Below are 20,673 nucleotides of genomic sequence, written 5' to 3'. Positions count from 1 at the left end.
AGGGTTCACTTCCTTTCCTGTAACAGGCATTATTCAACCTTTATACCCTCTCCCCGGCGCAAAAACCGCAGTGTCGGCAGCGCTAAAGGAATCGCGGCAGCAAAGGTCAGAACATCGGCGATGGGCTGGCACAGCTGAACGCCCAATAACCCCAGCCCCACAGGCAGAAGCAGGATCAGCGGCAGGAAAAACAGCCCCTGGCGCGCCACTGAAAGAATACTGGCCTGCGTAACCCTTCCGATATTCTGAAGCAGCATGTTGCACAGGGTTACCCAGCCCAGCAACGGAAAGGTAATGCACTGAAAGCGCAGAGCCTTTGCGCCGATGGCAATGACCTGGGCGTCGTCCGCTCTGAACAGCGCAATGAGCCCAGGAGCGAAAATCTCTCCGAGGGTTGAGAGCACCACCAGCACCACTGATGCCACTGCCACACAGAACCAAAATCCCCGGAGCACGCGGTCATAGCGCCCGGCCCCATAGTTAAAACCACACACCGGCTGAAAGCCCTGACCAAAGCCCAGCACTGCCGAGGCGGCAAACTGTGTGAGCCGGGTAACGATGGACATGGCCGCAATGGCCGCGTCGCCAAAGGGGCCGGCCGCGGTGTTCAGGCAGATGGTCGCCACACTGGCAAGCCCCTGTCGGCACAGGCTTGGCAGGCCGCCGTTCACAATGGCGCGGTACCGGGCAAGGCTGGGCGAAAAATGCCGGAAACGGACAGGCAGGTTCCCGGATACATGGTTACAGCCCAGAAGCAACAGCGAAAAACTCACGAGCTGGCTGAGAATCGTCGCCAGGGCCGCGCCGCTGATACCAAGCCCGAAACCAAAGATAAACAGAGGATCCAGCGCAATGTTCAGGAGCCCGCCGCTGACCAGGCCGATCATGGCGTAAAAGGCATTGCCCTGCAGTCTGAGCTGGTTGTTAAGCACCAGCGCCGCCGTCATGTAGGGCGCTCCGATCAGGATCAGGCGCATATAATCCTGGGCATAGGGCATGATGGTCTCGGTGGCGCCCAGCAGCCTGCAGAACGGCTCTGAAAAGCAGAAGCCCAGAAGCATGACCGCCGCCCCTGTCAAAAGCGCGCTGAAAAATCCCGTCGCCGCCATGCGCGAGGCCTCCTCCACCTCCCGGGCGCCCAGCTTTCTGGAAATATAATTGCCTGAGCCCTGCCCGAAGAAAAAGCCAATGGCCTGGATAATGGCCATCAGTGAAAACACAATGCCCACTGCCGCCGTGGCGCTGGTGCCAATGCGCCCCACAAAAAAGGTATCCGCCATATTGTAAATCGACGTGATCAGCATGCTGATGATGGTAGGCACCGCCATCCGGCAGATCAGCGGCTCCACAGGCGTCTCTGTCATTTTCTTGTATTTCTGCTGCTGTGCGTTGTCCTCTTCCACTTTTCCTCATCTCCCTGTTTTTGATCTGCCCCTATTATACCATTTTCCAAAAGGCTTTGCCCGAATTAAAAAACCGCCGTTCCTACAAACGGCAGTTATATTGGTTCATCCGATTTTTTGAAGAAGCGCACTCACATACGCCTCTGGCGACTCACTCTCCATGATCCCGGACATCACACAAGCTCCAGCGGCTCCGGCCTCCTGTACGCGCTGGATATTCGCCGCCGAAATACCGCCGATGGCGTAGACCGGAATGGGCATCTCGCTACAGATTTCTGATAAAAAGCCAAGCCCTCTGGGCGGCAGCCCTTTTTTACAGTCCGTGGCAAACACATGCCCGGCGCTCAGGTAGTCCGCGCCCAGGCTCAGCGCGCGCCTGGCCTGCTCCAAAGAGTGGACCGACACACCGATGGTCTCAAACTGCCGCCGGAGGCCGGGCGCCTCCTCCAGAACCGGCAGCGGAAGGTGAATTTTGGCGTGTCCCATCGCGTCGGCCACTGCCGTGAAGCGGTGGAGCAAAAGCTCTGCCCCGCTGTCCTCGCAGGCCTTTAGAATCTGCCGTGCCAGTTTTTCATAGGCCTCCGGCGTCAGGTCCTTCTCCCGCAGGATAACCTTGTCCACGCCTGCCGCGGCGATCCGCGCCACCTGTTCGGCGAACCCACGCCCCTCCGGGCAGCAGCCCCGGTTCGTCACAGCGATGATCTCAAACATAGACGTATTCGCTCATGACGGGCTGAAGCTTTTCGGACAGGATCATGCTGTAAATCTCGTCCACGGTGCGGCCGTCGTCGATCTCAAACTGTTCGTCACCCCGGGCCTCACCGGAGTGGCCGCCAATGCCCACATCGACCCCTGCCGAGATCTTGGTCGCGGCGATCTGGATAATGTTGTCCCGGAACCGCGCGCATTCACGGCTTGAGATGGTGATGCTGGCAAAGGGCATGAACAGCCGGTAGGCGGTGATGATCTGCAGAAGCTGAGGCTCATGCACGTCCTTTGGATTAATCTTGTCATTGTTGATGATGGGGCGGAGCCGCGGACAGGAAAAAGCGATCTCCGCATGGGGGTATCTGCGCTGAAGCAGGTAAGCGTGCATGCCAGTGGCAAAGGCGTCCCTGCGGAAGTCGTCAAGCCCCAGCAGGGCGGCGAATCCCACACCGCGGATACCGCCGCGCAGCGCCCGCTCCTGGGTGTTAAACCGGTAGGGGAATACCCGCTTTGGCCCTGCCAGATGCAGGGTTTCGTATTTGTCTGAGTTGTAGGTTTCCTGGAAAACCGTGACAAAATCCGCGCCGCATTCGTGCAGATACCTGTAATCCTCCGTGTTCATTGGATAAACCTCCAGGCCCACCACCTTAAAATATTTCCGCGCGATCCGGCAGGCCTGCCCGATGTATTCCACATTGGACATCTTCGGGCTCTCACCGGTCAGCAGCAGAATTTCCTCGAGGCCGGTGGCCGCGATGGTCTGCATTTCCCGCTCGATCTCCTCTGCGTTCAGCCGCGCGCGGTGGATTTTATTGTGGCAGTTAAAGCCGCAGTAGATACAGTAATTCTCACAGTAATTGGCGATGTACAGGGGGGTGAACAGGTAGATGGAATTGCCGAAATGCCTGCGGGTCTCAAGCTGGGCCCGCCGGGCCATTTCCTCCAGATAAGGCATGGCCGCCGGCGACAGCAGCGCCGCGAAATCCTCCGGCTTCAGTGTCTGCTTCTCCAGCGCCCGGCGCACCTCCGCCCCGGTAAAGGCCTCATAATCAAAGGCGTCCGCCGCTGCCAGCACCTGGTCCATCAGCTCTGTGCCGATGTCCTCCATGCCGGGCAGGCAGGTCATATGGTCGGTTCGTTCTCTCATCTGAGCCTCCTATTCCTGTAGAAACCCAGTCAGGGGTGATGAGGCCGCGCTGCCGGTTTCCAGAACACGCCCCATGCCGGAGAGATAAGCGGCCCGTCCAGCTTCAATGGCCTTTTTAAAGGCCTCTGCCATGGCTGGAATATCTCCGGCTGTGGCGATGGCTGTGTTGGCCATGACTGCAGCCGCGCCCATCTCCATGGCCTCGCAGGCCTGTGAGGGCCTGCCGATGCCCGCGTCTACGATGACGGGCAGATCGATCTCGTCGATGAGAATCTGAATAAACTCACGGGTGCAGATGCCCTTGTTGGAGCCGATGGGCGCGCCCAGGGGCATGACCGCCGCCGCTCCGGCGTTTACCATATCCCGGGCGGCGTTGAGGTCGGGATACATGTAGGGCATGACCACAAAGCCCTCCCGGGCCAGGGTTTCTGTGGCCCGGGCGGTTTCATAATTGTCTGGCAGCAGGTATTTGGTATCGTGGATAACCTCGACTTTCACAAAATCGCCGCAGCCGATCTCCCTGGCCAGCCGGGCGATCCGCACGGCCTCCCCGGCGTTTCTGGCCCCTGAGGTGTTGGGCAGCAGGGTCACGCCCTTGGGAATAAAATCGAGGATATTATCGGTTCCCCCCGTGCTGGCCCGGCGCAGCGCCAGGGTGATAATCTCCGCCCCGGCCCTCTCCACCGCGGCATTGATGAGCTCCAGTGAATACTTCCCTGAGCCCAGAATAAAACGGGATGTAAAGGCGTGTCCGCCAATCATCAGCTGGTCTTTGTTTTCCATGTTGTTTGTCTCCTTTATACTGTTTCGCAGCCTAAAATTAATCTCAGAATCATATTGGCCTGATGTCCGGCGCAGATGGATACCCGCGGCGCCATGAGCCCGCAGCCTGTCTGCGCGGCTGTTTCCCCGTCACCGCAGAGGTAAAAATTCCCCATGACACGGCGTGTTCTGATGGTGTTGCCGCTGCCATAGCCCGCCATGCCCGACGCGGCCACTAAGGCCTTTTCGGGATATTGGGACAGCAGGGTGCTCACCAGCATCGCCTTGACCTCTGGGCTGTCAAAGGCCTCGCAGACAATGGGATCCTCTTTAAAAAGTGCCGGGGCATTCTCTTCGGTTACCCGCAGGGTCTCGGCCTCCACCCGCACAAAGGGGTTGATTTCGGCGATCTCCTGCTTCAGGGCCTCGGCCTTGGGCATACCCAGGTGGCTGATCCGGTACTGCTGCCGGTTCAGGTTGCTGGGCTCCACCACGTCAAAATCCACCAGGTGCAGGGTACCCACCCCGGTGCGCGCCAGGCTCAGGGCAATGCTGGAGCCGAGCCCGCCAAGGCCGGCCACCGCCACCCGGGCTTTCCGGACCTTTTGATACACGCCGGGCGTATGGCGGGCGCAGAGCTGCTCCTCCAGGCAGTCCTCCGGCGGCAGCTTTCCTTTCTCGATAACCGCTGCCACCGCCCTCTCGTGCAGGGGCAGATCCTCCTCGGTCTGGTAGCCATCCAGGATCACCACCCGGTTTTCACGCGCCTGGCCCAGCTCTCCGCAGAGCGCCCACAGGCTCTCCGTCCTGGTTTCATAGTCCTTTCCGTTCAGCCTTATCCACATCTCAGCCACCGCCCACAAAGCAGACGATCTCCATCTGGTCTCCGTCTCCGAGCAGGGTGGTGTCGTAAGCGGCCCTCGGCATGATTTCGCCGTTGAGCTCCACGGCCACCCGGCTGGGCTCGTAGCCCGCCTGATCTAAAAAGGCGGACAGACAGACGCCGTCGGCGCCAGGGAAGGCCTTGCCATTTACTGTGATCATGCTTTTCCTCCTTAAAATAAAAAGCAAAAAAAGCCTCACGAAGTTCTACACCCGCGGTGGTGTACCCCTTCGTGAGGCTTTTTCTGCTCACTCTGCTTAATAAGATAGCACAGTTTTTTTCAAGTGTCAAGTTTGATACAAGGCCGGGACGTAACGTTTTGTGACGCCCCGGAAGGATCAAGCCGTATCGCCGGGATACGGCTTGGATTTCGGCTCACGGTCTCAGCCGGCTTTCTGTTTCCGCTGTTTCCGTACGCCGGCTGCCATTGCAGCGGTCACAAGCGCCAGGCCCAGAGCCGTACCGCCAGCCTGTCCGGCTCTGTCCGCCGTCCCAGTATGCGGATTGAGGGTCTCTGGTTCCTCCTGCGCTTCGGGCTTTACAGGCTCTGGCTCCGGTTTTGGCTGCGGGGTCTCGCTGATGGTCAGCCTTTCCCTGACCGCCGCCGTCACAGCGGTATCGCCGCTGTAATTATTGACCAGCACGTCATCAGCATCCCCGATGCGGATGCTGTGGGGGCCGTCGGGCAGAAGGTCAAAGCTCAATACCCCGTTTTCGTCCAGTGCACCGGCCTGGACTGCGCCGCCGTCAATCTGATACTCAACGGCCTTCCCGGCCAGGCTGCCCAGTGTACCGGGTCCTGTCACTGTGATCGAAGCCGCGTAGGGCTTTGGCTCGTAAGCGCCCACGGTTCGGATTCTTCCCTGGGCCGTAGGTGCCAGAAAGCTGCCGCCGCCCGCTTCGGTCAGCCGGGTCAAATGATTTCTGAACACCTCCTCAAGGCTTCCGCCCTCGCCGACGCTGGTCAGGCCTACCAGCATATCATAACCGTCGCCGCCTGCGAGCTCGTAATCGTTGGAGCAGAGCACGATTGCCGTGGTGGTGTCGTCCCGTCTCAGGGGCTCGCTGCTGCCGGCCAGGTAAATGGCGGTTACGCGGCTGCCGGCCTCACCGGTCTGGCTGTCGCGCGCAGGATTCCGGGGATCATAGGTAAAGGACATGCCGCTGATCTGCGGGAAGCAGCCGCCCTGTCCGGTGATCTGCCCGGTTGCCGGATCCTGTGAAACCACCTTGCTCACGCCGTTTTCCAGCGCTGCGTAAAGGATGGCCGGGGTGACGGCCTTAAAGGCCAGGGTATTGCCAAAGGGCAGCACGTTGATGCTGTCGCCCACGGTAATATCGCCCCGCCTGATGGTAGCCCGCACACCGCCGCCGTTTTCCAGCGCCACGACGGGCCGGTCTTTGTAAGGGCTGTCCTTGTAGGCGTCGCTTGCCAGCAGCGCCTTTGCCTCCTCGACCATGGAATCCGCAATGAGGTTCCCCATGTTGATCTCTCCGATCCGTGCAATATTGCCGCTACCAGCCCAGCCGCCCCACAGGGCGGTGCGGGTATTGCCGATAACGGGCTTCAGCTTTTCCTCATTGACGGCCACAAGCTGGTCTGCCAGAGAGGTTACTGCCGGGTCGGGGCGATAATCCTTAAAGGCGGTCTCGGCGTCGATCAGCTTACCGGATACGGTATTTGTGCCGTTGTCCATCGTTACATTGATCTTCCCAATGTTTTTGGAGCTGCTGCCCGTCTGCTCAATCAAAATGCCATTAACCGTTTCCGAGTAAACTGTGTGGCTGTGGCCGTCGATGATCATGTCCAGACCGCTGTTCGGCCCCAGGGCTTTGGCCAGGCCCACGCTGCTGTTTTCCGCGATGGTGGACGGATCTACGCCCAGATGGGCCAGGCAGATAATCACCTCTGCGCCCTGGGCTTTCAGGACTGTGATCATCTCCTCTGCCGCAGGCGCGACTGGCCTGAATTCAATCCCCTCAATCCCTTTCGGGTTGGTTTTGGTAGCGGTCTCCGGTGTGGTGACGCCGAAAATCCCGACCTTTATGCCGTTTTTTTCGATCAGGGTATACTGGCCGTTATTGGTCTGGGTGCCGCCCGCGTAGGCAACACCCTCCAGAATGGGCCGTCCGGTATCCTTGTAAACCGTATTGGCTGACAGCACCGGAAAATCTGCGTTCCGGACATTGGCAAGCAGAACCTCCTGTCCGTAGTCAAACTCATGGTTGCCCAGTGCCATGGCGTCATATTTTGCCGCGTTCATCAGGGTAATGACATCCGCGCCCTGGCTCAGCGCCGCCAGAGTCCCGCCCTGAGTGGCGTCTCCGGCGTCCACCAGCAGGGTGTTCTCAGCCTTTTCGGTGGTCTCGCGGATGCCGGCGGTCTCGTCCGCCCCGATGGTGCTGGTGCCGCTGCTGACCAGCGCGCCGTGCATGTCATTGGTGTGGAGCACCGTCAGGGCTTTGGCCGCCTGACCGGCCGTCGTGTCCGTTCCGTCCGGCTGCGCCGCGGCCTCTGCCTTTTCTTCCGCCGGAAACGCCGCTTCTGTTGCCGCCTGGTTATCCGGCACAGCAGGCTCTGTATTTTCCTGCGGTACGGCAATGCCTCCATCTGTCTGCGCAAAGGCCGGTGCGGCCAGCAGCGCGCCAAAGGCTAGCAGGAAGGCCAGCAGGAGGGCGGCGGTCCGCTGTCCCAGGCCATGCTTCTTCTTTTTAATCATTTTTCCTCTCCTCTCAGCTTTTGCAAATGTTTACTTTAATTATACGCGGCCGTCTCTCTGTTTTCAAGGAAATGCTGCACTTCGGCCAGATTCTTAAAAACACCGTCGGCCTCCCCGTAAATATGGGCATCCGGCTCCCGAAGGTCCTCCACAAAAAATACCGGTATGCCGCCAGAGCGCGCCGCCTCAAATCCGGAGTAGGCGTCCTCCAGCACCAGGGCTTTTTCTGGCGCTGTGTCCAGAGCCGCGCAGGTCTTTAAAAAGATTTCCGGGTTGGGCTTGCTTTTCGCCACCTCCTCGCCGGAGGTAATGTGGTCGAAGTGGTGGGGCAGCCCGGTAATCCGGAGGTAATGGTCGATCATCTCACGGTCGCTGGAAGAGGCAATGGCGGTTTTAACCTGCCGCTCATCCAGATATTTCAACAGACCGATAAGTCCGGGCTTAATGATTTTGGTTCCCTGCTCGTTGACAAGCTGACGCTTGATCTCATGGGACCGGTGGTGCCACCGCTCAATGGGCGCGTCCGCACCAAAATACCGGGCAAAAAGCGCGCGCACGCCTTTTTTACCCAGTCCCAGCTTTTTCCTTGTAATCTCCATGGTATAGCGAAAGCCATTTTCCTGCCCTGTCCGGGTCCAGGCCTCATGGCTCAGCCGCTCAGTATCGAACATGAGTCCGTCCATATCAAAAATAACCAGCTCTGGTAGATTGTCTGTCATTGTCACACTCTTTTCTAATATAATATGATCTTATTCTATCACAAACAAACGGCACTTCAAAACAAAAACAAGGGGTATTGCCACGATCCCCCTTGAAACAAAAAAAAGATACAGCCTGCCGGGCATTGCCGTCCGGCAGGTTTGTATCTATATTTATCTTAATTAATGGGGGACCTGAATTAGTGGTACAATCAGACCTTTGCTTTCTGCGAGTAGGTGGTGTGGAGCAGCTCGTGCGCCTTGTGTCCGCCCGGTTCGCCGAGGAATTCTTCATAAATTCTGACAACGGATGGATTCTGATGAGACTTCCGGTATTTCTTTCCGGCGTCTTCGCTGTAAAGGGCTTTGGCTCTCTCGGCGCGGATATCCACTTCCATTTTCCGTTTTGCGGAGATAATCGGCTGTCCGCCGCCGTTGACACAGCCGCCCGGACAGGCCATCAGCTCGATGAAATGATAATCCTTGAATTCGCCGTTCTTAATGCCTTCCATCACCTTGCGGATATTGGAGCCACCGCTGGCAACCGCTACCTTAACGGTCAGGTCAGGGGTTACTGCCACTTCCGCGGTTTTCAGGCCATCGACGCCGCGTACAGCTTCATAGTCAATTTCCTGAATATCCTTGTCGTTTAAGACATCAGCCACTGTACGAACCGCCGCTTCCATAACACCGCCGGTCGCGCCGAAGATGACTGCCGCGCCGGAATAATCGCCGTAGTACGGGTCAAATTCTTCGTCCGGCAGTGCCGGGAAGTCCAGACGGGCTTCCTTGATCATTCTGGCCAGCTCGCGGGTGGTAATGGAGATGTCCACATCCTGGTTGCCGTCAACACTCAGCTCGTCACGCTGTACCTCATATTTCTTCGCGGTACACGGCATGACCGAAACGACGATCAGATCCTTGGGATCAATGCCGTTCATTTCAGCATAGTGGCTCTTTAAGAGCGCGCCAGTCATATTCTGAGGTGATTTACAGCTGGAAAGATGCGGGATCATTTCTGGATAGTAGGTTTCAATCATTTTGATCCAACCCGGTGAGCAGGAGGTGATCATTGGCAGAACACCGCCATTTTTCACACGGTTGATCAGCTCGGTGCCTTCCTCCATGATGGTGACGTCAGCGCCGAAATCAGTGTCGAACACGCCGTCAAAGTTTAATCTTCTCAGGGCCGCCGCCAGTTTCCCGGTCACGTTGGTGCCCATCGGCAGGCCAAATTCTTCGCCGAGCGCGGCTCTTACGGCCGGTGCGGACTGAACCACGACCTTTTTGGTCGGATCGCCCAGAGCGTCCCATACCTTATTGATGTCGCTTTTTTCCTTCAGAGCGCCAACCGGGCAGTTGACAATACACTGGCCGCAGTTGATACAGCCGACTTCCGCAATGGATTTATTGAATACCGGCTGTACCTGGGAGGTAAAGCCGCGGCCTACCGCGCCCAAAACGCCGATCTTCTGCACCTTGTTACAGATTGCCAGACAGCGCTTGCACAGCACACACTTGGACTCGTCACGTACGATGGACGGTGACAGATCGTCGATATGGTGGCCGGATTTTTCACCCTCAAAGGGAATGTCGCTGATACCCAGATCCTTGGCCAGACTCTGCAGCTCACAGTTTTCGCTGCGGATACAGGTGGTGCATTCACGGTTGTGGTTGGATAAGATCAGCTCCAGATTAACACGTCTTGCCTTTCTGGCTCTCGGTGTGTTGGTCAGTACTTCGATTCCCGGTGCGACCGGATAAACGCAGGCTGCCTGGAGCGCTTTCGCGCCGACAACTTCCACCAGACACATACGGCAGGCGCCGATTTCATTGATGTCCTTTAAATTACATAATGTCGGAATATCAATATTGTGTCTTCTGGCTGCTTCTAAAACCGTAATCCCTTCGGGAACGGTGATTTCCATATTATTGATTTTAAATGTTACATCGCTCATAGTCATTTATCCTCCGATCAGGCTTTTGCAATGGCGCCAAATGGGCAGGCTTCGATACAAGCGCCACATTTTACGCACTTCGCTGCGTCGATAACATGCGGTTTTTTCTTTTCGCCGGTGATGGCGTCGCCAGGACATTTCTTGGCGCAGATACCGCAGCCTTTACATTTTTCTTCATCGATGACATAGTTCAGCAGGTTACGGCAGACGCCGGCCGGACATCTCTTTTCGTAGATGTGGGCTTCGTACTCATCTCTGAAGTATTTGATGGTGGATAATACCGGGTTCGGCGCTGTCTGGCCCAGACCGCAGAGCGCGGAGGCCTTAATGCCTTCTGCCAGTTCTTCAAGACGCTCGATGTCGCCTTCCTCGCCCTTACCGTCACAAATACGTTCGAGGATTTCAAGCATACGCTTGGTCCCGATACGGCATGGCGGGCACTTCCCACAGGATTCGTCCTGGGTGAAGTCTAAGAAGAAACGGGCAACGTCAACCATACAGTTGTCTTCATCCATAACAATGAGACCGCCGGAGCCCATCATGGCGCCGATGCTGATGAGGTTGTCATAATCGATTGGAATATCCAGCTCGGAGGTGGGGATACAGCCGCCGGAGGGGCCGCCTGTCTGGGCTGCCTTAAAGGCCTTGCCGTTCGGGATACCGCCGCCGATTTCATAGATAACTTCTCTCAGGGTGGTGCCCATCGGGATTTCCAGAAGACCGGTATTGTTGATCTTACCGCCGAGGGCAAATACCTTGGTCCCCTTGGATTTTTCGGTACCAACGGAAGCAAAGGATTCCGCGCCTTCTAAGATAATGGTCGGAATATTCGCGTAGGTTTCAACGTTGTTCAGAACGGTCGGGCGTTCAAAAAGACCCTTATTGGCCGGGAACGGCGGTCTTGGTCTCGGTTCGCCACGCTTGCCTTCGACCGAATTCATGAGCGCGGTTTCTTCACCGCAGACAAAAGCACCGGCGCCTAAACGGATTTCCAGATCAAAGCTGAAGTCTGTATCAAAGACGTTGTCGCCCAGCAGGCCGTAGTCCTTTGCCTGGTCGATGGCGATCTGGAGACGCTTAACCGCGATCGGGTACTCGGCACGAACGTAAACATACCCCTTCTGTGCGCCGATGGCGTAAGCGGCAATGGCCATGGCTTCAATGAGGCGGTGCGGATCGCCTTCCAGAACGGAACGGTCCATAAACGCGCCCGGGTCACCTTCATCGGCGTTACATGCCACATATTTAACCCCGTCCGGTGAATCGGCGTTGTAGGCAAACTGCCATTTTAAGCCAGTTGGGAAACCGCCGCCCCCACGGCCGCGGAGTCCGGAAGCCTTGACTTCGTCGATAACTTCCTGAGGGGTCATTTTGAACAGTACCTTTTCAAGGGCCATGTAGCCATCAAAGGCAATGTATTCTTCGATGTCTTCAGGGTCGATGACACCGCAGTTAGCCAGTGCGATACGTTTCTGTTTTTTATAAAAACCGAGCTCATTGATGGAAAGCGGGTGTTCTCCCTCTTTCTTTTCAGAATAGATCAGTCTTTCCAGTGGACGGCCCTTTACCAGATGTTCTTCAACCAGTTCCGGGATATCACTCGGTTCGACACGGCTGTAGAATGTGCCTTCGGGATATACGATTACGACTGGACCAAGTTCACACAGGCCAAAACAGCCGGTTAAGACAAGTTCAACTTCGTCCATCAATTCATGTTTGATCAGTTCTTTTTTAAATTCTTTTACCAATGTCTGAGAGCCGGAAGATGTACAGCCGGTCCCACCACAAAGCAAAATCTGCGAACGTTTAAAAGCCATTTACCTTCCTCCTTATGCCTGTTTGACGGGTTCGATGACTTTTCCGTCAACGATAGTCATGGTGTACTCTTCCACTACTTTGCCGTTTTTCAAATGTTCGTCCACAATGCGCTGTACCTTTTCCGGCGTCATTTTGACATAGGTAACCTTTTCACCTTCCGGATTGTAAACTTCGACAATGGGTTCGAGACGGCAGACACCAATACAGCCAGTCTGGGCAACGGTAACGTCCTTTAAGCCCTGGGTTTCCACTTCTTCCATTAATTTGACCATTACAGGTCTTGCGCCGGCAGCGATCCCACAGGTTGCCATCCCAACAACCACACGGTAGCCGTCCTTGCCTTTTCTCAGATTAATTTCTTCAAGCTTCTTACTTCTGATCGCCTTTAATTCTTCTAAGGATTTCTTCATTTTACTCCTCCGTAATTTCTTCGAGTCCTTCTTCAACATAGCCCCGGATCCAGTTTAAAATATCCGGATCATTCATAAGGCTGTCTTCCCCGAGAATCTCTTTGATCTCTCTCGAGTCAAATACAAATTCGCGCTCGTTATACCTCTGTACATATACAAGCTCCGCCTCCCCAAAGGACATGAGCATGGTGATCACACTGTCGGGCATGTTTCCCAGCGGCATCCGGTCGATATGGTCGTAGGCGAAGGATGCGTAAACCCGCGTCCCCACATTTTCCTCTGACTGGATTTCAAACCGGCCGTCACAGCCCTCGGCCGCGTCTTTAAACAATGAAAGCCCAAGGCCCACGCGCCGTGTGGTGCGTGTCGTCACAAAAGGATCCGTGATACTTGGCAGCTTATCGGCTGGTATCCCCTTGCCGTTATCCTCAATGATAATCTCAAGCAGATTACCGTCTACGTTTTCATTGATGGTTAATTTTACCAGACTTGCGCCCGCCCGAATGGAATTCTGTGTAATATCCAGTATATGCAGCGATAACTCTTTCATGGTTAAGCCCTGATCAGTATTTTTCGAGAATATCTTTTACTTCGTTTACACTCAGGCGTCCGTAGACATCTTCATTGATGCTCATAACCGGAGCCAGACCGCAGGCGCCTACGCAGCGCGTTGCATCGACTGAGAACTTGCCGTCCTCTGTGGTGTCGCCAACAGCCAGGCCAAGGGTATCGGTAACCTTGTCCAGAATAGCCTGAGAGCCTTTTACATAGCACGCTGTCCCCAAACAAACGCCAATCTTGTACTTGCCCTTCGGCTTCAAGGTAAACTGGGAGTAAAATGTTGCTACCCCATACACTTCTGTTAAAGGAATATCGAGTTCGTCTGCAATGGTCTGCTGCAGCTCGATGGGCAGATAACCGTACTTTTCCTGTGTTTCCTGCAGAATCTGCATCAGACAGCCTGGAACGTCACGGTGTTCAGCAACGATTTCCTTTACAACATCCAAATTGTCAATAGGTACTAATTCAGCCAACTTAAATCCTCCTCTTGATTTCGCAATCCTCATTTATTGCTCAATTTTTACTATTCTATTATAGCACAGTCTTCGTTATTTACTTAACATTTTTGAATGTAAACTTTTACCTTAAAGACTGACTAAAGAACACGTTCAAACAAGAAAATACCAGTATATACAAGTTAAAATATTACTCTTCCCCATTTTTGACGCTTCAAAAACAGACGTGTTTTTTTCAGGCGCTGTAAAAATGGCAATTTTTTATCTTTATTCAGTTGCGCCGCCTAAATACTCGATTAAAGTGGATTTTCTTAAATCCGGCAGATCAATGAAATATTCACGCTCGGCCATGTCCTCCAGCTGGTGGGCGTCGGAGCCGTGAATAAACTGGTATTCTCTGAAAAAACGAAACTTCTTTTTTGCTTCCTCCACCGTGGTGGCCCTGGACAGCTCCACAGTCTTTACCGGCAGATCCGGTGGGATAAACCCCAGCGACACCATAATGCTGTAGGATTTCCTGTCGATATGGGCCGGCACGATAATACCGCCCAGCGGCCTCACGATTTCGGCCAGCTCGTCGATGCCGATGTCGGTTGCTGAGATCAGCAGCTTGTCCACCTCGCCGGTAATCTCGTCCTCAGCGTCCAGTATGTACTGCGGACCAAAATAATCCGGTTTATTGGGGATGTCCGGCAGATGCTCATACAGGACAGCGTCCAGCTCCATGGCCCCCTCCAGTGTATCAAAATACGCCAGAATATGGGCTTCCTCCTTGGTGGTGACCTCGATGCCCGGCAGCACGCACAGGCCTTCGCCCTTTGCCACTTCAAAAAGGGCGGGCAGGTTTTTAGCAGTGTTATGATCGGTCAGCGCAATGTAGTCAACCTCTTTCAGCAGCGCCATGCCCACGATGTTGTTGGGGGTCATGCCCGCATCGCCGCAGGGTGAGAGAACAGAGTGCATGTGCAGATCAATGGCTACGGTGCTCATCTTTAGATGCCTTTTTCTCCTAAAAAGGTGCAGACCTGATAGGCGTTCATTTCAGTGGTAATGATCGGAATGTTTTCTTCCGTGGCTTTGGCCAGGGTGTCTTCTTCTATTTCCGCGCCCTCAGGAATAATAATGCAGGCCATTTCTAAAAGTGTCGCTACAGCGATGATGTTCATGTGTGTCTGGATGGTCACCCACACGCAGCTACTGTCCGCATTGGCCATCACCCAGCTCAGCAGGTCGCCCACGTAGCCGCTCTCAATCTCACGGTCCAGGGATACAGTATTGTTGGCGCAGACAAAGCGTTCGTCTGCCAGCAGTTCTTTTACGTTCATTTTTCCTCCTCGGTTTCCTCATTATTTTCATTTTTATTCTTCATGGGATGCCCCACCTGAAGCAGTTCACTGGTGAGCTTTGAAAGCTCTAACACGCGGTCCTTCAGAACAAAGACACAGTCGATCTCGCGGGCATTGCCCATGACGATGTCCTCGGCCAGCGCCCGGCAGCCCGGTGCGCCGCAGGAGCCGCAGTCGAGCCCTGGAAGCTTGGCTTCCAGCTCCTCGATGGCACGCATTTTTTTGATGGCCTCTCCCATGTCCTCATCCAGAGGCTTAGGGCCGCGCGGCATCAGCTTTTCCTTCTGATGCATCATACCGGTGTTGTACAGGTTTTTGATATAGGCTTCCTCCAGATGCTTCTGGGTGTCCATGCGCTCCAGCTTGGCCCGCTCCTCAATGTACATTTTAGCCACAAAATTATTCTCAACGGTCAGGCAGCCGCCAACACAGCCGCCCAGACAGGCGAGCCCCTCGAAAAAGTCGATGTTGTCAAGCTTGCCGTTCTCGATCTCCTCCAGTACTTTAATCACATTGGAGATCCCGTCCACATGCAGTACTTTTTTATTCTTCAGATAGCTGCTCTCCCCGCCGGACACTGCCCAGCTGAAGCCCTCAGCCGATGAATTGTGAATCCCATCCTCCGCCTCGACGGTTTTCATGGCGCCCATCAGCGGCGCGTAAATATCCTTGATGGCAATGGCGCCATCAATGGTTGAAAACAGGTCGTCGCTCGGCAGCGGATTGCTTACCTCTGTGGCCTTGGCGGCACAGGGCGTTATAAAAAAGATACCAATATCCTCACTCTTGAGTTTTTTACTTTCAATCAAACGTTTTCGCGTAATCCGCGCGGTCAGACCCATGGGGGCCTTCAGCCGGTTAATGTTGCCGGTCAGCTCCGGAAAACGCACCTGAATCAGCTTCGCCACCGCCGGACAGGCCGATGAGATCATCGGCTTCGGGTAGTGCTTGGCTGTAAACTCGTACTTAATGGCCCGGCCGATGATCTCGGCGCCAAAAGCCACCTCCACCACCTCATCAAAGCCCAGTGATTTGAGCGCTGATAAAATGCGGTCAATGGAGTACTTCATCTTAAACTGGCCAAGCAGTGTCGGCGCCGGAATGGCGACCGTGTACTTATAATTCTTGATTTTGGAGAGCGGATCGGTTTTTGCCATCTTCGCGTGGTGCGGGCAGACCCGGATACACTCGCCGCAGTCAATGCACTTTGACTCGATGATCTTGGCCTTGCCCTCCCGCACGCGGATAGCGCCGGTCGGACAGGATCTCAGACAAGTTGTGCACCCCAGGCACTTGTCCTTGTCCAGATACACCGAATGCATTAATTTATCCATCAGTTTCACCTCATCCCCCAGATTTTACAGTTTGAAACACATCCTTATTTTTGTTCCTTCTCCCACTTTTGAATGTATCTCAAAGTCATCTGCATTTTTTTCCATATTCGGCAGACCCATCCCCGCGCCAAAGCCCATCTCCCGGACCTTGTCACTGGCGGTTGACCATCCCTCGGTCATTGCCAGATCCACGTTGGGTATCCCTGGCCCCACGTCCTCTAAGCGCAGGGTTACAGCGTTTTCATCCACCTCTAAAATGATCTGCCCGCCGTCGGAATGGATGGCGATATTCATCTCGCCCTCGTATCCGGCAATGGCGATATGGCGGATCACCTTGCTGTTAATGCCCAGCTGCTGGAGGCTCCGCTTTATCTTGCGCGAAGCCTCGCCGGCCTTTTCAAAATCTCCCTTTTCTACATCAAATACCAGTTCATAGCTCATTTTTCGGTATTGCCCCCTTAAGTCCGTTGTGGTATAAGATTCCGCAGGATTCAAACAGCGGATAATCCGTGGTCATGATCAGCATGTCAATGTCCTCGGCCATTTCCAGCAGTTCCTCACCCGGCACCTTGCTCCTGACAAAAACAATGCTGTGCATGTTGGCCATGTCCACCGTGTTAAAAACCTGCTTGTTCACAAGCCCGGTGAGCAGAATGCCGTCCTCCTTGGCATACCGCAGCACATCGCTCATGAGGTCGCAGCCGCAGGCCACATAGACATCCTCATTCAGGTGTTCTTCTCCTGTTAAAACCCGTGCGTTCAGTAGTTCCTTGACTTCCTGTAACTTCATTTTTGTTCTCCCCTCAAAAATTACTTAAAGATGTTTGGGTGTGTGATGCCTTCGGAATTCTCCGTGTTTCACATTCCCGAAATCTGAAAAATATTCGAAATCCGCTCATTTTTCATATTTAACGGGTCTCAAAGTCATGTGTTTTCACGCACATGACCTTTTGACCCTGGCATCATAAAATAATACCGCTGTAGCTCAGCTCATTGTGGTCCAGAATCCGTTTTTCATCGCCGCTGCAGGTAAACAGCAGAACCTGCTGTCCCTTGCTGATGCTCCAGAGGAAGCGTACTGCCTCGGTCTTTCTCGCCAGATCGTACTGCACAAACGGATCGTCCAGCACAAAGGGCAGGGATTTGTCAAAGGCAAGCACATTGCCCACGCCAAAGCGCAGCGCAAAGTATATCTGGTCGATGGTGCCGCCGCTCAGCTTCTCAATATCCAGCAGATCGCCGTTTTCCGGACTCACGACTTTTACCTGAAGCTTGTCGTCAATTTTGACTTCTTTATATTTGTGGGTGATGCTGTACAGCGCATCGCCGATTTTGTCATTGAGCACCGGCGCGCAGTCATAATGCGTTTCCTTGGAGAGCCGGCCAAAAATATCCAGGGCCATGTCGCAGGCCTTGAGGTCTTCCTCATACTCGCTGATCTGATTTTTAAGGGTCTCAATTTTTTCCCGGGTTTCCACCGGATTGCTCACACTGCTGATGAGCATGCTGTTTTCACCTTGAAGTCTGGAAACCTCCTGGTTAAAGGCCAGCAGCGCTTCGCGGGCGCGGATCTTTTCGCCGTCCGGAGCCACCATAATGACCGGATTGTCCTCCTCCCCGGCGTCAGGGTCAACCTTGATCATGTTGCCGCCGCCCAGCTCATCGTAAAGGCGTTTGTTGGCCGCGAGCTCTGCCCGGACCTTTTCCAGCTCGTTTTTATACTGGCAGCCCTCGTTGTAGGCTTCGATGTCTTCCACGCCTGCCTTTTCCAGCTCCTCGTTCAGCTCGGTTTCAAAGCTTGTCTGGTTGTGGGTGACCTCCTCCAGTTCCTTTTTCTTGTTCTCGACCTGTGTGAGGAACACATTTTCATCCATGGTGAGCTTGTCGAGGCGGTTGAAGATTTCCTCAGCCTTCTCAACAAAGGCTTCGTATTCCTCCGAAGTGTTTTTGCCATATTTCTGCAAAATGGCTTCCACCGCGGTCAGCGGCACCTCGTCATATTCTTCCAGCTCGTCCTCTGCGGTTTCCGGCTCCAGCCCGCCCGGTGATTTCATTTTGTAAATCATCAGGGCCGCGCCGCCCAGTCCCAAAAACCAGCCCAGGAAGTTCACAAACACCAGCACTGCGCCGGCGAGAAAGTTCCCGGGATTAATGGCTGTGACCAGCACCAGAATGGCGCCCAGCACCATGAGCAGAATGAGCATGCCGTTGGACACGCGGTTCAGGGTAGAGACCTGAACCTCAATGTGCTCCTGCTCCCGCTCGATCACGCTGGGGTTTTCCAGCGCGTACTGGTACTTCTGGTAATCCATCTGCACCTCGCTGCGGCTCAGTCCCTTCAGGCTGCGCTTGATGCGGTTGCACCGGCCGGTGATGTCCCGGCATTTGCCCTCCAGTGTCTCAATCTCACGGGACAGGGTTTTGATGCGCTCCTCTGCGCCCTCCAGGTTACTCTGTAAAATTTTAAGCCGCCCGTAGGTGCGGGTGTCGAAGTCCTCGTATTTTTCAAGCTCTGCCAGACGGCTGCTGAGTGCCTCGCCCTCGCTTCTGATCTCACGGACCTTTTCCCGCATGTTTTTAAGCTCCTCACGGGTCTTGGCCTGTGTTTTTTCAGACTGGTTCCGGCATTTGCTCTGGGCCGCCTCGATTTTTTTCTTATACTGCTGGATGCGCTTCTGGTTTTTCTGGATCACGTTGTAGACGCGCTCGCCCTCGTCCAGCGCCCGTTCCAGATCCTTAAGCTCCCGCACGGCCATGCCGTAGTTGGACTTGCTCTGGCCGTAGTTGCCGATGGATTTTTTCTTGTTTTCCAGATAACCCATGACACGGTTCAGGGAAACCTCCTCCTTCTGGGCGGTTCCCAGCTCGATGAGGCGGTCGTTCACTTCCTTTGCCAGGTCGGCGTCGGAGGCGGAGGCCATCTGCTTGATGTTCACGGTGTTATTGTACACCACGGAGTTGATCTTCTGATCGCCCAGCGGCAGATTCTGCCGGGTGACGTTGTCATAGGGATAAAGGGCGGTGATGTCCTCCCCGGTGACGTTGTCGTAGATTTTCACTCCATCCTGCTTTTTCAGAAAATCGCGCTCGATGCGGATTTCCCGGCCATCGTCCTGCTCCATGACCATGGCCCCGCAGTAGGTATCGCTGCCCCAGGGTTTGAAGCGTTCAAAATCCTCGGAGTAGGTCCGTTTTTTGCGATAAGGTTTGTAAAAGCCGAACAGCATGCCCTCGATGAAGTGCTGCACCGTGGATTTACCCGCTTCGTTTTCACCATAGACCAGGTTAAACCCATCGTCAACCTCAATGACCCGGTCCTTAAATTTTCCAAAAGATGTCAGTATCAGTGTTTTTATTTTCATAGAATTACCTTTTCCTTCAAGATCCCTTCCAGACCGTAGTACAGGGCCTTTTTCGTGATGGGGGACACTTCCTCAAGAAGCATCTCCTGTATGAATTTGCCGATCATGTTGTCCCTGTTTTCCTTGAGCAGCAGGTCGATGTCCAGGTCGATTTCAAGGGCCTTGTCGTTCAGTTCAAAATAGTAAAAGGATGGCCGTAATTCATCCCCCAGCCAGTCTACGGAAACCTCCGGATCCACATAGCCCTTCAGGCTGACCCGGTAATAGTTTTTCATCCGGTTTTCCTCTGTGTCGCAGGCGAGGATCCGGTCCTTGATCTGATCAAAGGTCATTTCCGGCGTCACCTCAAGCGCCAGGTCCACGTAGCGGCGCTTCTGGATGGGTACAAACTCACTGACACATTTGTGCGTGTCGATCTTGCCGACAATGACGCCATGGTCGCCGCTCTCGCCAAAGCTCAGCCCCTCCGGGCTGCCGCAGTAGGCAGCGGTCTCGTTCAGATACTCCGGCTTGTGGATATGGCCAAGGGCCACGTAGTCAAAATTGGAAAAGTCCGATACGTCGATGGGCAGATAATCGGTCTGCCGGTTGTAGGCGTCGCCGTGCAGCATCAGGATGTTGTTGCACTCCGGATTGACGGCAATGCCCCGCGGAAAGGGCAGGTCGGTGTAAGCCTTTTTCACCCAGGACATACCGTAGACCTCCGTCTTAAGGTCTGGAAAATAGACGGACTCCAGCTTGCCGGTTTTAAACAGGGTCACGTTGTCCGGCCAGTCCACCAGGCCAAAAAGGGACACGCTGCTGTAGCAGTCATGGTTGCCCGCGCAGATGACCACCCGGGTGGTGGTGAGGTGTGAGAACTTTTCTGCCACCCGCTCAATTTCCATAATGTCCACTTCATCGGAGTCGAAAAGATCCCCGGCGATCAGCAGCAGGTCGATCTGGTTCTTTTCAGCGGTGTTGAGTATTTTTTCAAAGGTCTCCCACAGGTCCAGCCGTTTATTTTTCCCGTATATGTCACCACGCCGGTTAAAATGGAACTGGCGGCCCATGTGCAAATCACCTGTATGTATGAAAGATACCTTCATCTAAGTTGCCTCCAATGCGA

20 protein-coding genes are annotated in these 20,673 nt (G+C 54.6%); all 20 read right to left on the bottom strand.

From position 1 onward, the window contains the following. Nucleotides 1–29: 29 nt before the first annotated feature. Entirely contained in the window at nucleotides 30–1,403 is a 1,374-nt protein-coding gene (locus tag I2B62_RS07485) for an MATE family efflux transporter (protein WP_347707795.1), read from the bottom strand. A 105-nt stretch (nucleotides 1,404–1,508) separates the two neighbouring features. After that, nucleotides 1,509–2,114, bottom strand: coding sequence for a thiamine phosphate synthase (locus tag I2B62_RS07480; protein WP_195268363.1), 606 nt, complete (start codon nucleotides 2,112–2,114; stop codon nucleotides 1,509–1,511). After that, the gene (thiH, locus tag I2B62_RS07475; protein ID WP_195268362.1) at nucleotides 2,107–3,258 is read right to left on the bottom strand and encodes a 2-iminoacetate synthase ThiH; all 1,152 of its coding nucleotides are present in this window, start codon (nucleotides 3,256–3,258) and stop codon (nucleotides 2,107–2,109) included. Before thiH ends, I2B62_RS07480 begins: the two co-directional genes overlap by 8 nt. A 9-nt stretch (nucleotides 3,259–3,267) precedes the next feature. Next, nucleotides 3,268–4,041, bottom strand: coding sequence for a thiazole synthase (locus I2B62_RS07470; RefSeq protein WP_195268361.1), 774 nt, complete (start codon nucleotides 4,039–4,041; stop codon nucleotides 3,268–3,270). A gap of 14 nt (nucleotides 4,042–4,055) precedes the next feature. Beyond that, nucleotides 4,056–4,865, bottom strand: coding sequence for a sulfur carrier protein ThiS adenylyltransferase ThiF (gene thiF, locus I2B62_RS07465; protein WP_195268360.1), 810 nt, complete (start codon nucleotides 4,863–4,865; stop codon nucleotides 4,056–4,058). A 1-nt stretch (nucleotide 4,866) separates the two neighbouring features. Next, the gene (gene thiS, locus I2B62_RS07460; RefSeq protein ID WP_195268359.1) at nucleotides 4,867–5,064 is read right to left on the bottom strand and encodes a sulfur carrier protein ThiS; all 198 of its coding nucleotides are present in this window, start codon (nucleotides 5,062–5,064) and stop codon (nucleotides 4,867–4,869) included. Nucleotides 5,065–5,286: 222 nt separating this feature from the next. Then, nucleotides 5,287–7,623 (bottom strand): 5'-nucleotidase C-terminal domain-containing protein, encoded by a 2,337-nt coding sequence (locus I2B62_RS07455; RefSeq protein ID WP_195268358.1) that lies wholly within the window; start codon nucleotides 7,621–7,623, stop codon nucleotides 5,287–5,289. A gap of 35 nt (nucleotides 7,624–7,658) precedes the next feature. Beyond that, a complete protein-coding gene (locus tag I2B62_RS07450; protein ID WP_195268357.1) occupies nucleotides 7,659–8,342 on the bottom strand; it encodes an HAD family phosphatase in 684 nt (227 codons plus the stop codon). Between the two features lie 191 nt (nucleotides 8,343–8,533). Next, nucleotides 8,534–10,285, bottom strand: a complete 1,752-nt coding sequence (locus I2B62_RS07445) for an NADH-dependent [FeFe] hydrogenase, group A6 (RefSeq protein WP_195268356.1) — start codon at nucleotides 10,283–10,285, stop codon at nucleotides 8,534–8,536. Between the two features lie 11 nt (nucleotides 10,286–10,296). Further along, nucleotides 10,297–12,096: an NADH-quinone oxidoreductase subunit NuoF gene (nuoF, locus tag I2B62_RS07440; protein WP_195268355.1), complete on the bottom strand. Its 1,800-nt coding sequence runs from the start codon at nucleotides 12,094–12,096 to the stop codon at nucleotides 10,297–10,299. A 12-nt stretch (nucleotides 12,097–12,108) separates the two neighbouring features. Then, complete coding sequence (locus tag I2B62_RS07435; RefSeq protein ID WP_038352188.1) at nucleotides 12,109–12,507, bottom strand: (2Fe-2S) ferredoxin domain-containing protein; 399 nt, start codon at nucleotides 12,505–12,507, stop codon at nucleotides 12,109–12,111. A gap of 1 nt (nucleotide 12,508) precedes the next feature. Continuing rightward, nucleotides 12,509–13,057, bottom strand: coding sequence for an ATP-binding protein (locus I2B62_RS07430; RefSeq protein ID WP_195268354.1), 549 nt, complete (start codon nucleotides 13,055–13,057; stop codon nucleotides 12,509–12,511). Between the two features lie 13 nt (nucleotides 13,058–13,070). Next, a complete protein-coding gene (gene nuoE / locus I2B62_RS07425) occupies nucleotides 13,071–13,541 on the bottom strand; it encodes an NADH-quinone oxidoreductase subunit NuoE (RefSeq protein ID WP_013379179.1) in 471 nt (156 codons plus the stop codon). Nucleotides 13,542–13,790: 249 nt separating this feature from the next. Beyond that, nucleotides 13,791–14,513 (bottom strand): PHP domain-containing protein, encoded by a 723-nt coding sequence (locus I2B62_RS07420; protein ID WP_195268353.1) that lies wholly within the window; start codon nucleotides 14,511–14,513, stop codon nucleotides 13,791–13,793. Between the two features lie 2 nt (nucleotides 14,514–14,515). Next, on the bottom strand, nucleotides 14,516–14,848 hold the full coding sequence (locus tag I2B62_RS07415; RefSeq protein WP_195268352.1) for a DRTGG domain-containing protein: 333 nt from the start codon (nucleotides 14,846–14,848) through the stop codon (nucleotides 14,516–14,518). Continuing rightward, nucleotides 14,845–16,203: a [Fe-Fe] hydrogenase large subunit C-terminal domain-containing protein gene (locus I2B62_RS07410; RefSeq protein ID WP_195268351.1), complete on the bottom strand. Its 1,359-nt coding sequence runs from the start codon at nucleotides 16,201–16,203 to the stop codon at nucleotides 14,845–14,847. Before I2B62_RS07410 ends, I2B62_RS07415 begins: the two co-directional genes overlap by 4 nt. Before the next feature lie 24 nt (nucleotides 16,204–16,227). After that, nucleotides 16,228–16,644 (bottom strand): ATP-binding protein, encoded by a 417-nt coding sequence (locus I2B62_RS07405; RefSeq protein ID WP_195268350.1) that lies wholly within the window; start codon nucleotides 16,642–16,644, stop codon nucleotides 16,228–16,230. Further along, nucleotides 16,634–16,993, bottom strand: a complete 360-nt coding sequence (locus tag I2B62_RS07400; RefSeq protein WP_133964522.1) for a hypothetical protein — start codon at nucleotides 16,991–16,993, stop codon at nucleotides 16,634–16,636. Before I2B62_RS07400 ends, I2B62_RS07405 begins: the two co-directional genes overlap by 11 nt. Nucleotides 16,994–17,165: 172 nt before the next feature. Then, complete coding sequence (locus tag I2B62_RS07395) at nucleotides 17,166–19,565, bottom strand: AAA family ATPase (RefSeq protein WP_195268349.1); 2,400 nt, start codon at nucleotides 19,563–19,565, stop codon at nucleotides 17,166–17,168. Then, on the bottom strand, nucleotides 19,562–20,653 hold the full coding sequence (locus I2B62_RS07390) for a DNA repair exonuclease (protein WP_195268348.1): 1,092 nt from the start codon (nucleotides 20,651–20,653) through the stop codon (nucleotides 19,562–19,564). The genes I2B62_RS07395 and I2B62_RS07390 overlap by 4 nt, the downstream gene beginning before the upstream one ends. Nucleotides 20,654–20,673: the final 20 nt, after the last annotated feature.

The sequence above is a fragment of the Eubacterium sp. 1001713B170207_170306_E7 genome, from assembly GCF_015547515.1.
Lineage (GTDB): Bacteria > Bacillota > Clostridia > Eubacteriales > Eubacteriaceae > Eubacterium.
This window is presented reverse-complemented; position numbering and strand designations above follow the sequence as displayed.

What these genes read in the sequence shown, in the direction of transcription:
- I2B62_RS07480 (WP_195268363.1), bottom strand. Translation starts at nt 2,114, where the DNA reads ATGTTTGAGATCATCGCTGTGACGAACCGGGGCTGCTGCCCGGAGGGG.
- thiH (WP_195268362.1), bottom strand. Translation starts at nt 3,258, where the DNA reads ATGAGAGAACGAACCGACCATATGACCTGCCTGCCCGGCATGGAGGAC.
- I2B62_RS07470 (WP_195268361.1), bottom strand. Translation starts at nt 4,041, where the DNA reads ATGGAAAACAAAGACCAGCTGATGATTGGCGGACACGCCTTTACATCC.
- thiF (WP_195268360.1), bottom strand. Translation starts at nt 4,865, where the DNA reads ATGTGGATAAGGCTGAACGGAAAGGACTATGAAACCAGGACGGAGAGC.
- thiS (WP_195268359.1), bottom strand. Translation starts at nt 5,064, where the DNA reads ATGATCACAGTAAATGGCAAGGCCTTCCCTGGCGCCGACGGCGTCTGT.
- I2B62_RS07455 (WP_195268358.1), bottom strand. Translation starts at nt 7,623, where the DNA reads ATGATTAAAAAGAAGAAGCATGGCCTGGGACAGCGGACCGCCGCCCTC.
- I2B62_RS07450 (WP_195268357.1), bottom strand. Translation starts at nt 8,342, where the DNA reads ATGACAGACAATCTACCAGAGCTGGTTATTTTTGATATGGACGGACTC.
- I2B62_RS07445 (WP_195268356.1), bottom strand. Translation starts at nt 10,285, where the DNA reads ATGACTATGAGCGATGTAACATTTAAAATCAATAATATGGAAATCACC.
- nuoF (WP_195268355.1), bottom strand. Translation starts at nt 12,096, where the DNA reads ATGGCTTTTAAACGTTCGCAGATTTTGCTTTGTGGTGGGACCGGCTGT.
- I2B62_RS07435 (WP_038352188.1), bottom strand. Translation starts at nt 12,507, where the DNA reads ATGAAGAAATCCTTAGAAGAATTAAAGGCGATCAGAAGTAAGAAGCTT.
- I2B62_RS07430 (WP_195268354.1), bottom strand. Translation starts at nt 13,057, where the DNA reads ATGAAAGAGTTATCGCTGCATATACTGGATATTACACAGAATTCCATT.
- I2B62_RS07420 (WP_195268353.1), bottom strand. Translation starts at nt 14,513, where the DNA reads ATGAGCACCGTAGCCATTGATCTGCACATGCACTCTGTTCTCTCACCC.
- I2B62_RS07415 (WP_195268352.1), bottom strand. Translation starts at nt 14,848, where the DNA reads ATGAACGTAAAAGAACTGCTGGCAGACGAACGCTTTGTCTGCGCCAAC.
- I2B62_RS07410 (WP_195268351.1), bottom strand. Translation starts at nt 16,203, where the DNA reads ATGGATAAATTAATGCATTCGGTGTATCTGGACAAGGACAAGTGCCTG.
- I2B62_RS07405 (WP_195268350.1), bottom strand. Translation starts at nt 16,644, where the DNA reads ATGAGCTATGAACTGGTATTTGATGTAGAAAAGGGAGATTTTGAAAAG.
- I2B62_RS07400 (WP_133964522.1), bottom strand. Translation starts at nt 16,993, where the DNA reads ATGAAGTTACAGGAAGTCAAGGAACTACTGAACGCACGGGTTTTAACA.
- I2B62_RS07395 (WP_195268349.1), bottom strand. Translation starts at nt 19,565, where the DNA reads ATGAAAATAAAAACACTGATACTGACATCTTTTGGAAAATTTAAGGAC.
- I2B62_RS07390 (WP_195268348.1), bottom strand. Translation starts at nt 20,653, where the DNA reads ATGAAGGTATCTTTCATACATACAGGTGATTTGCACATGGGCCGCCAG.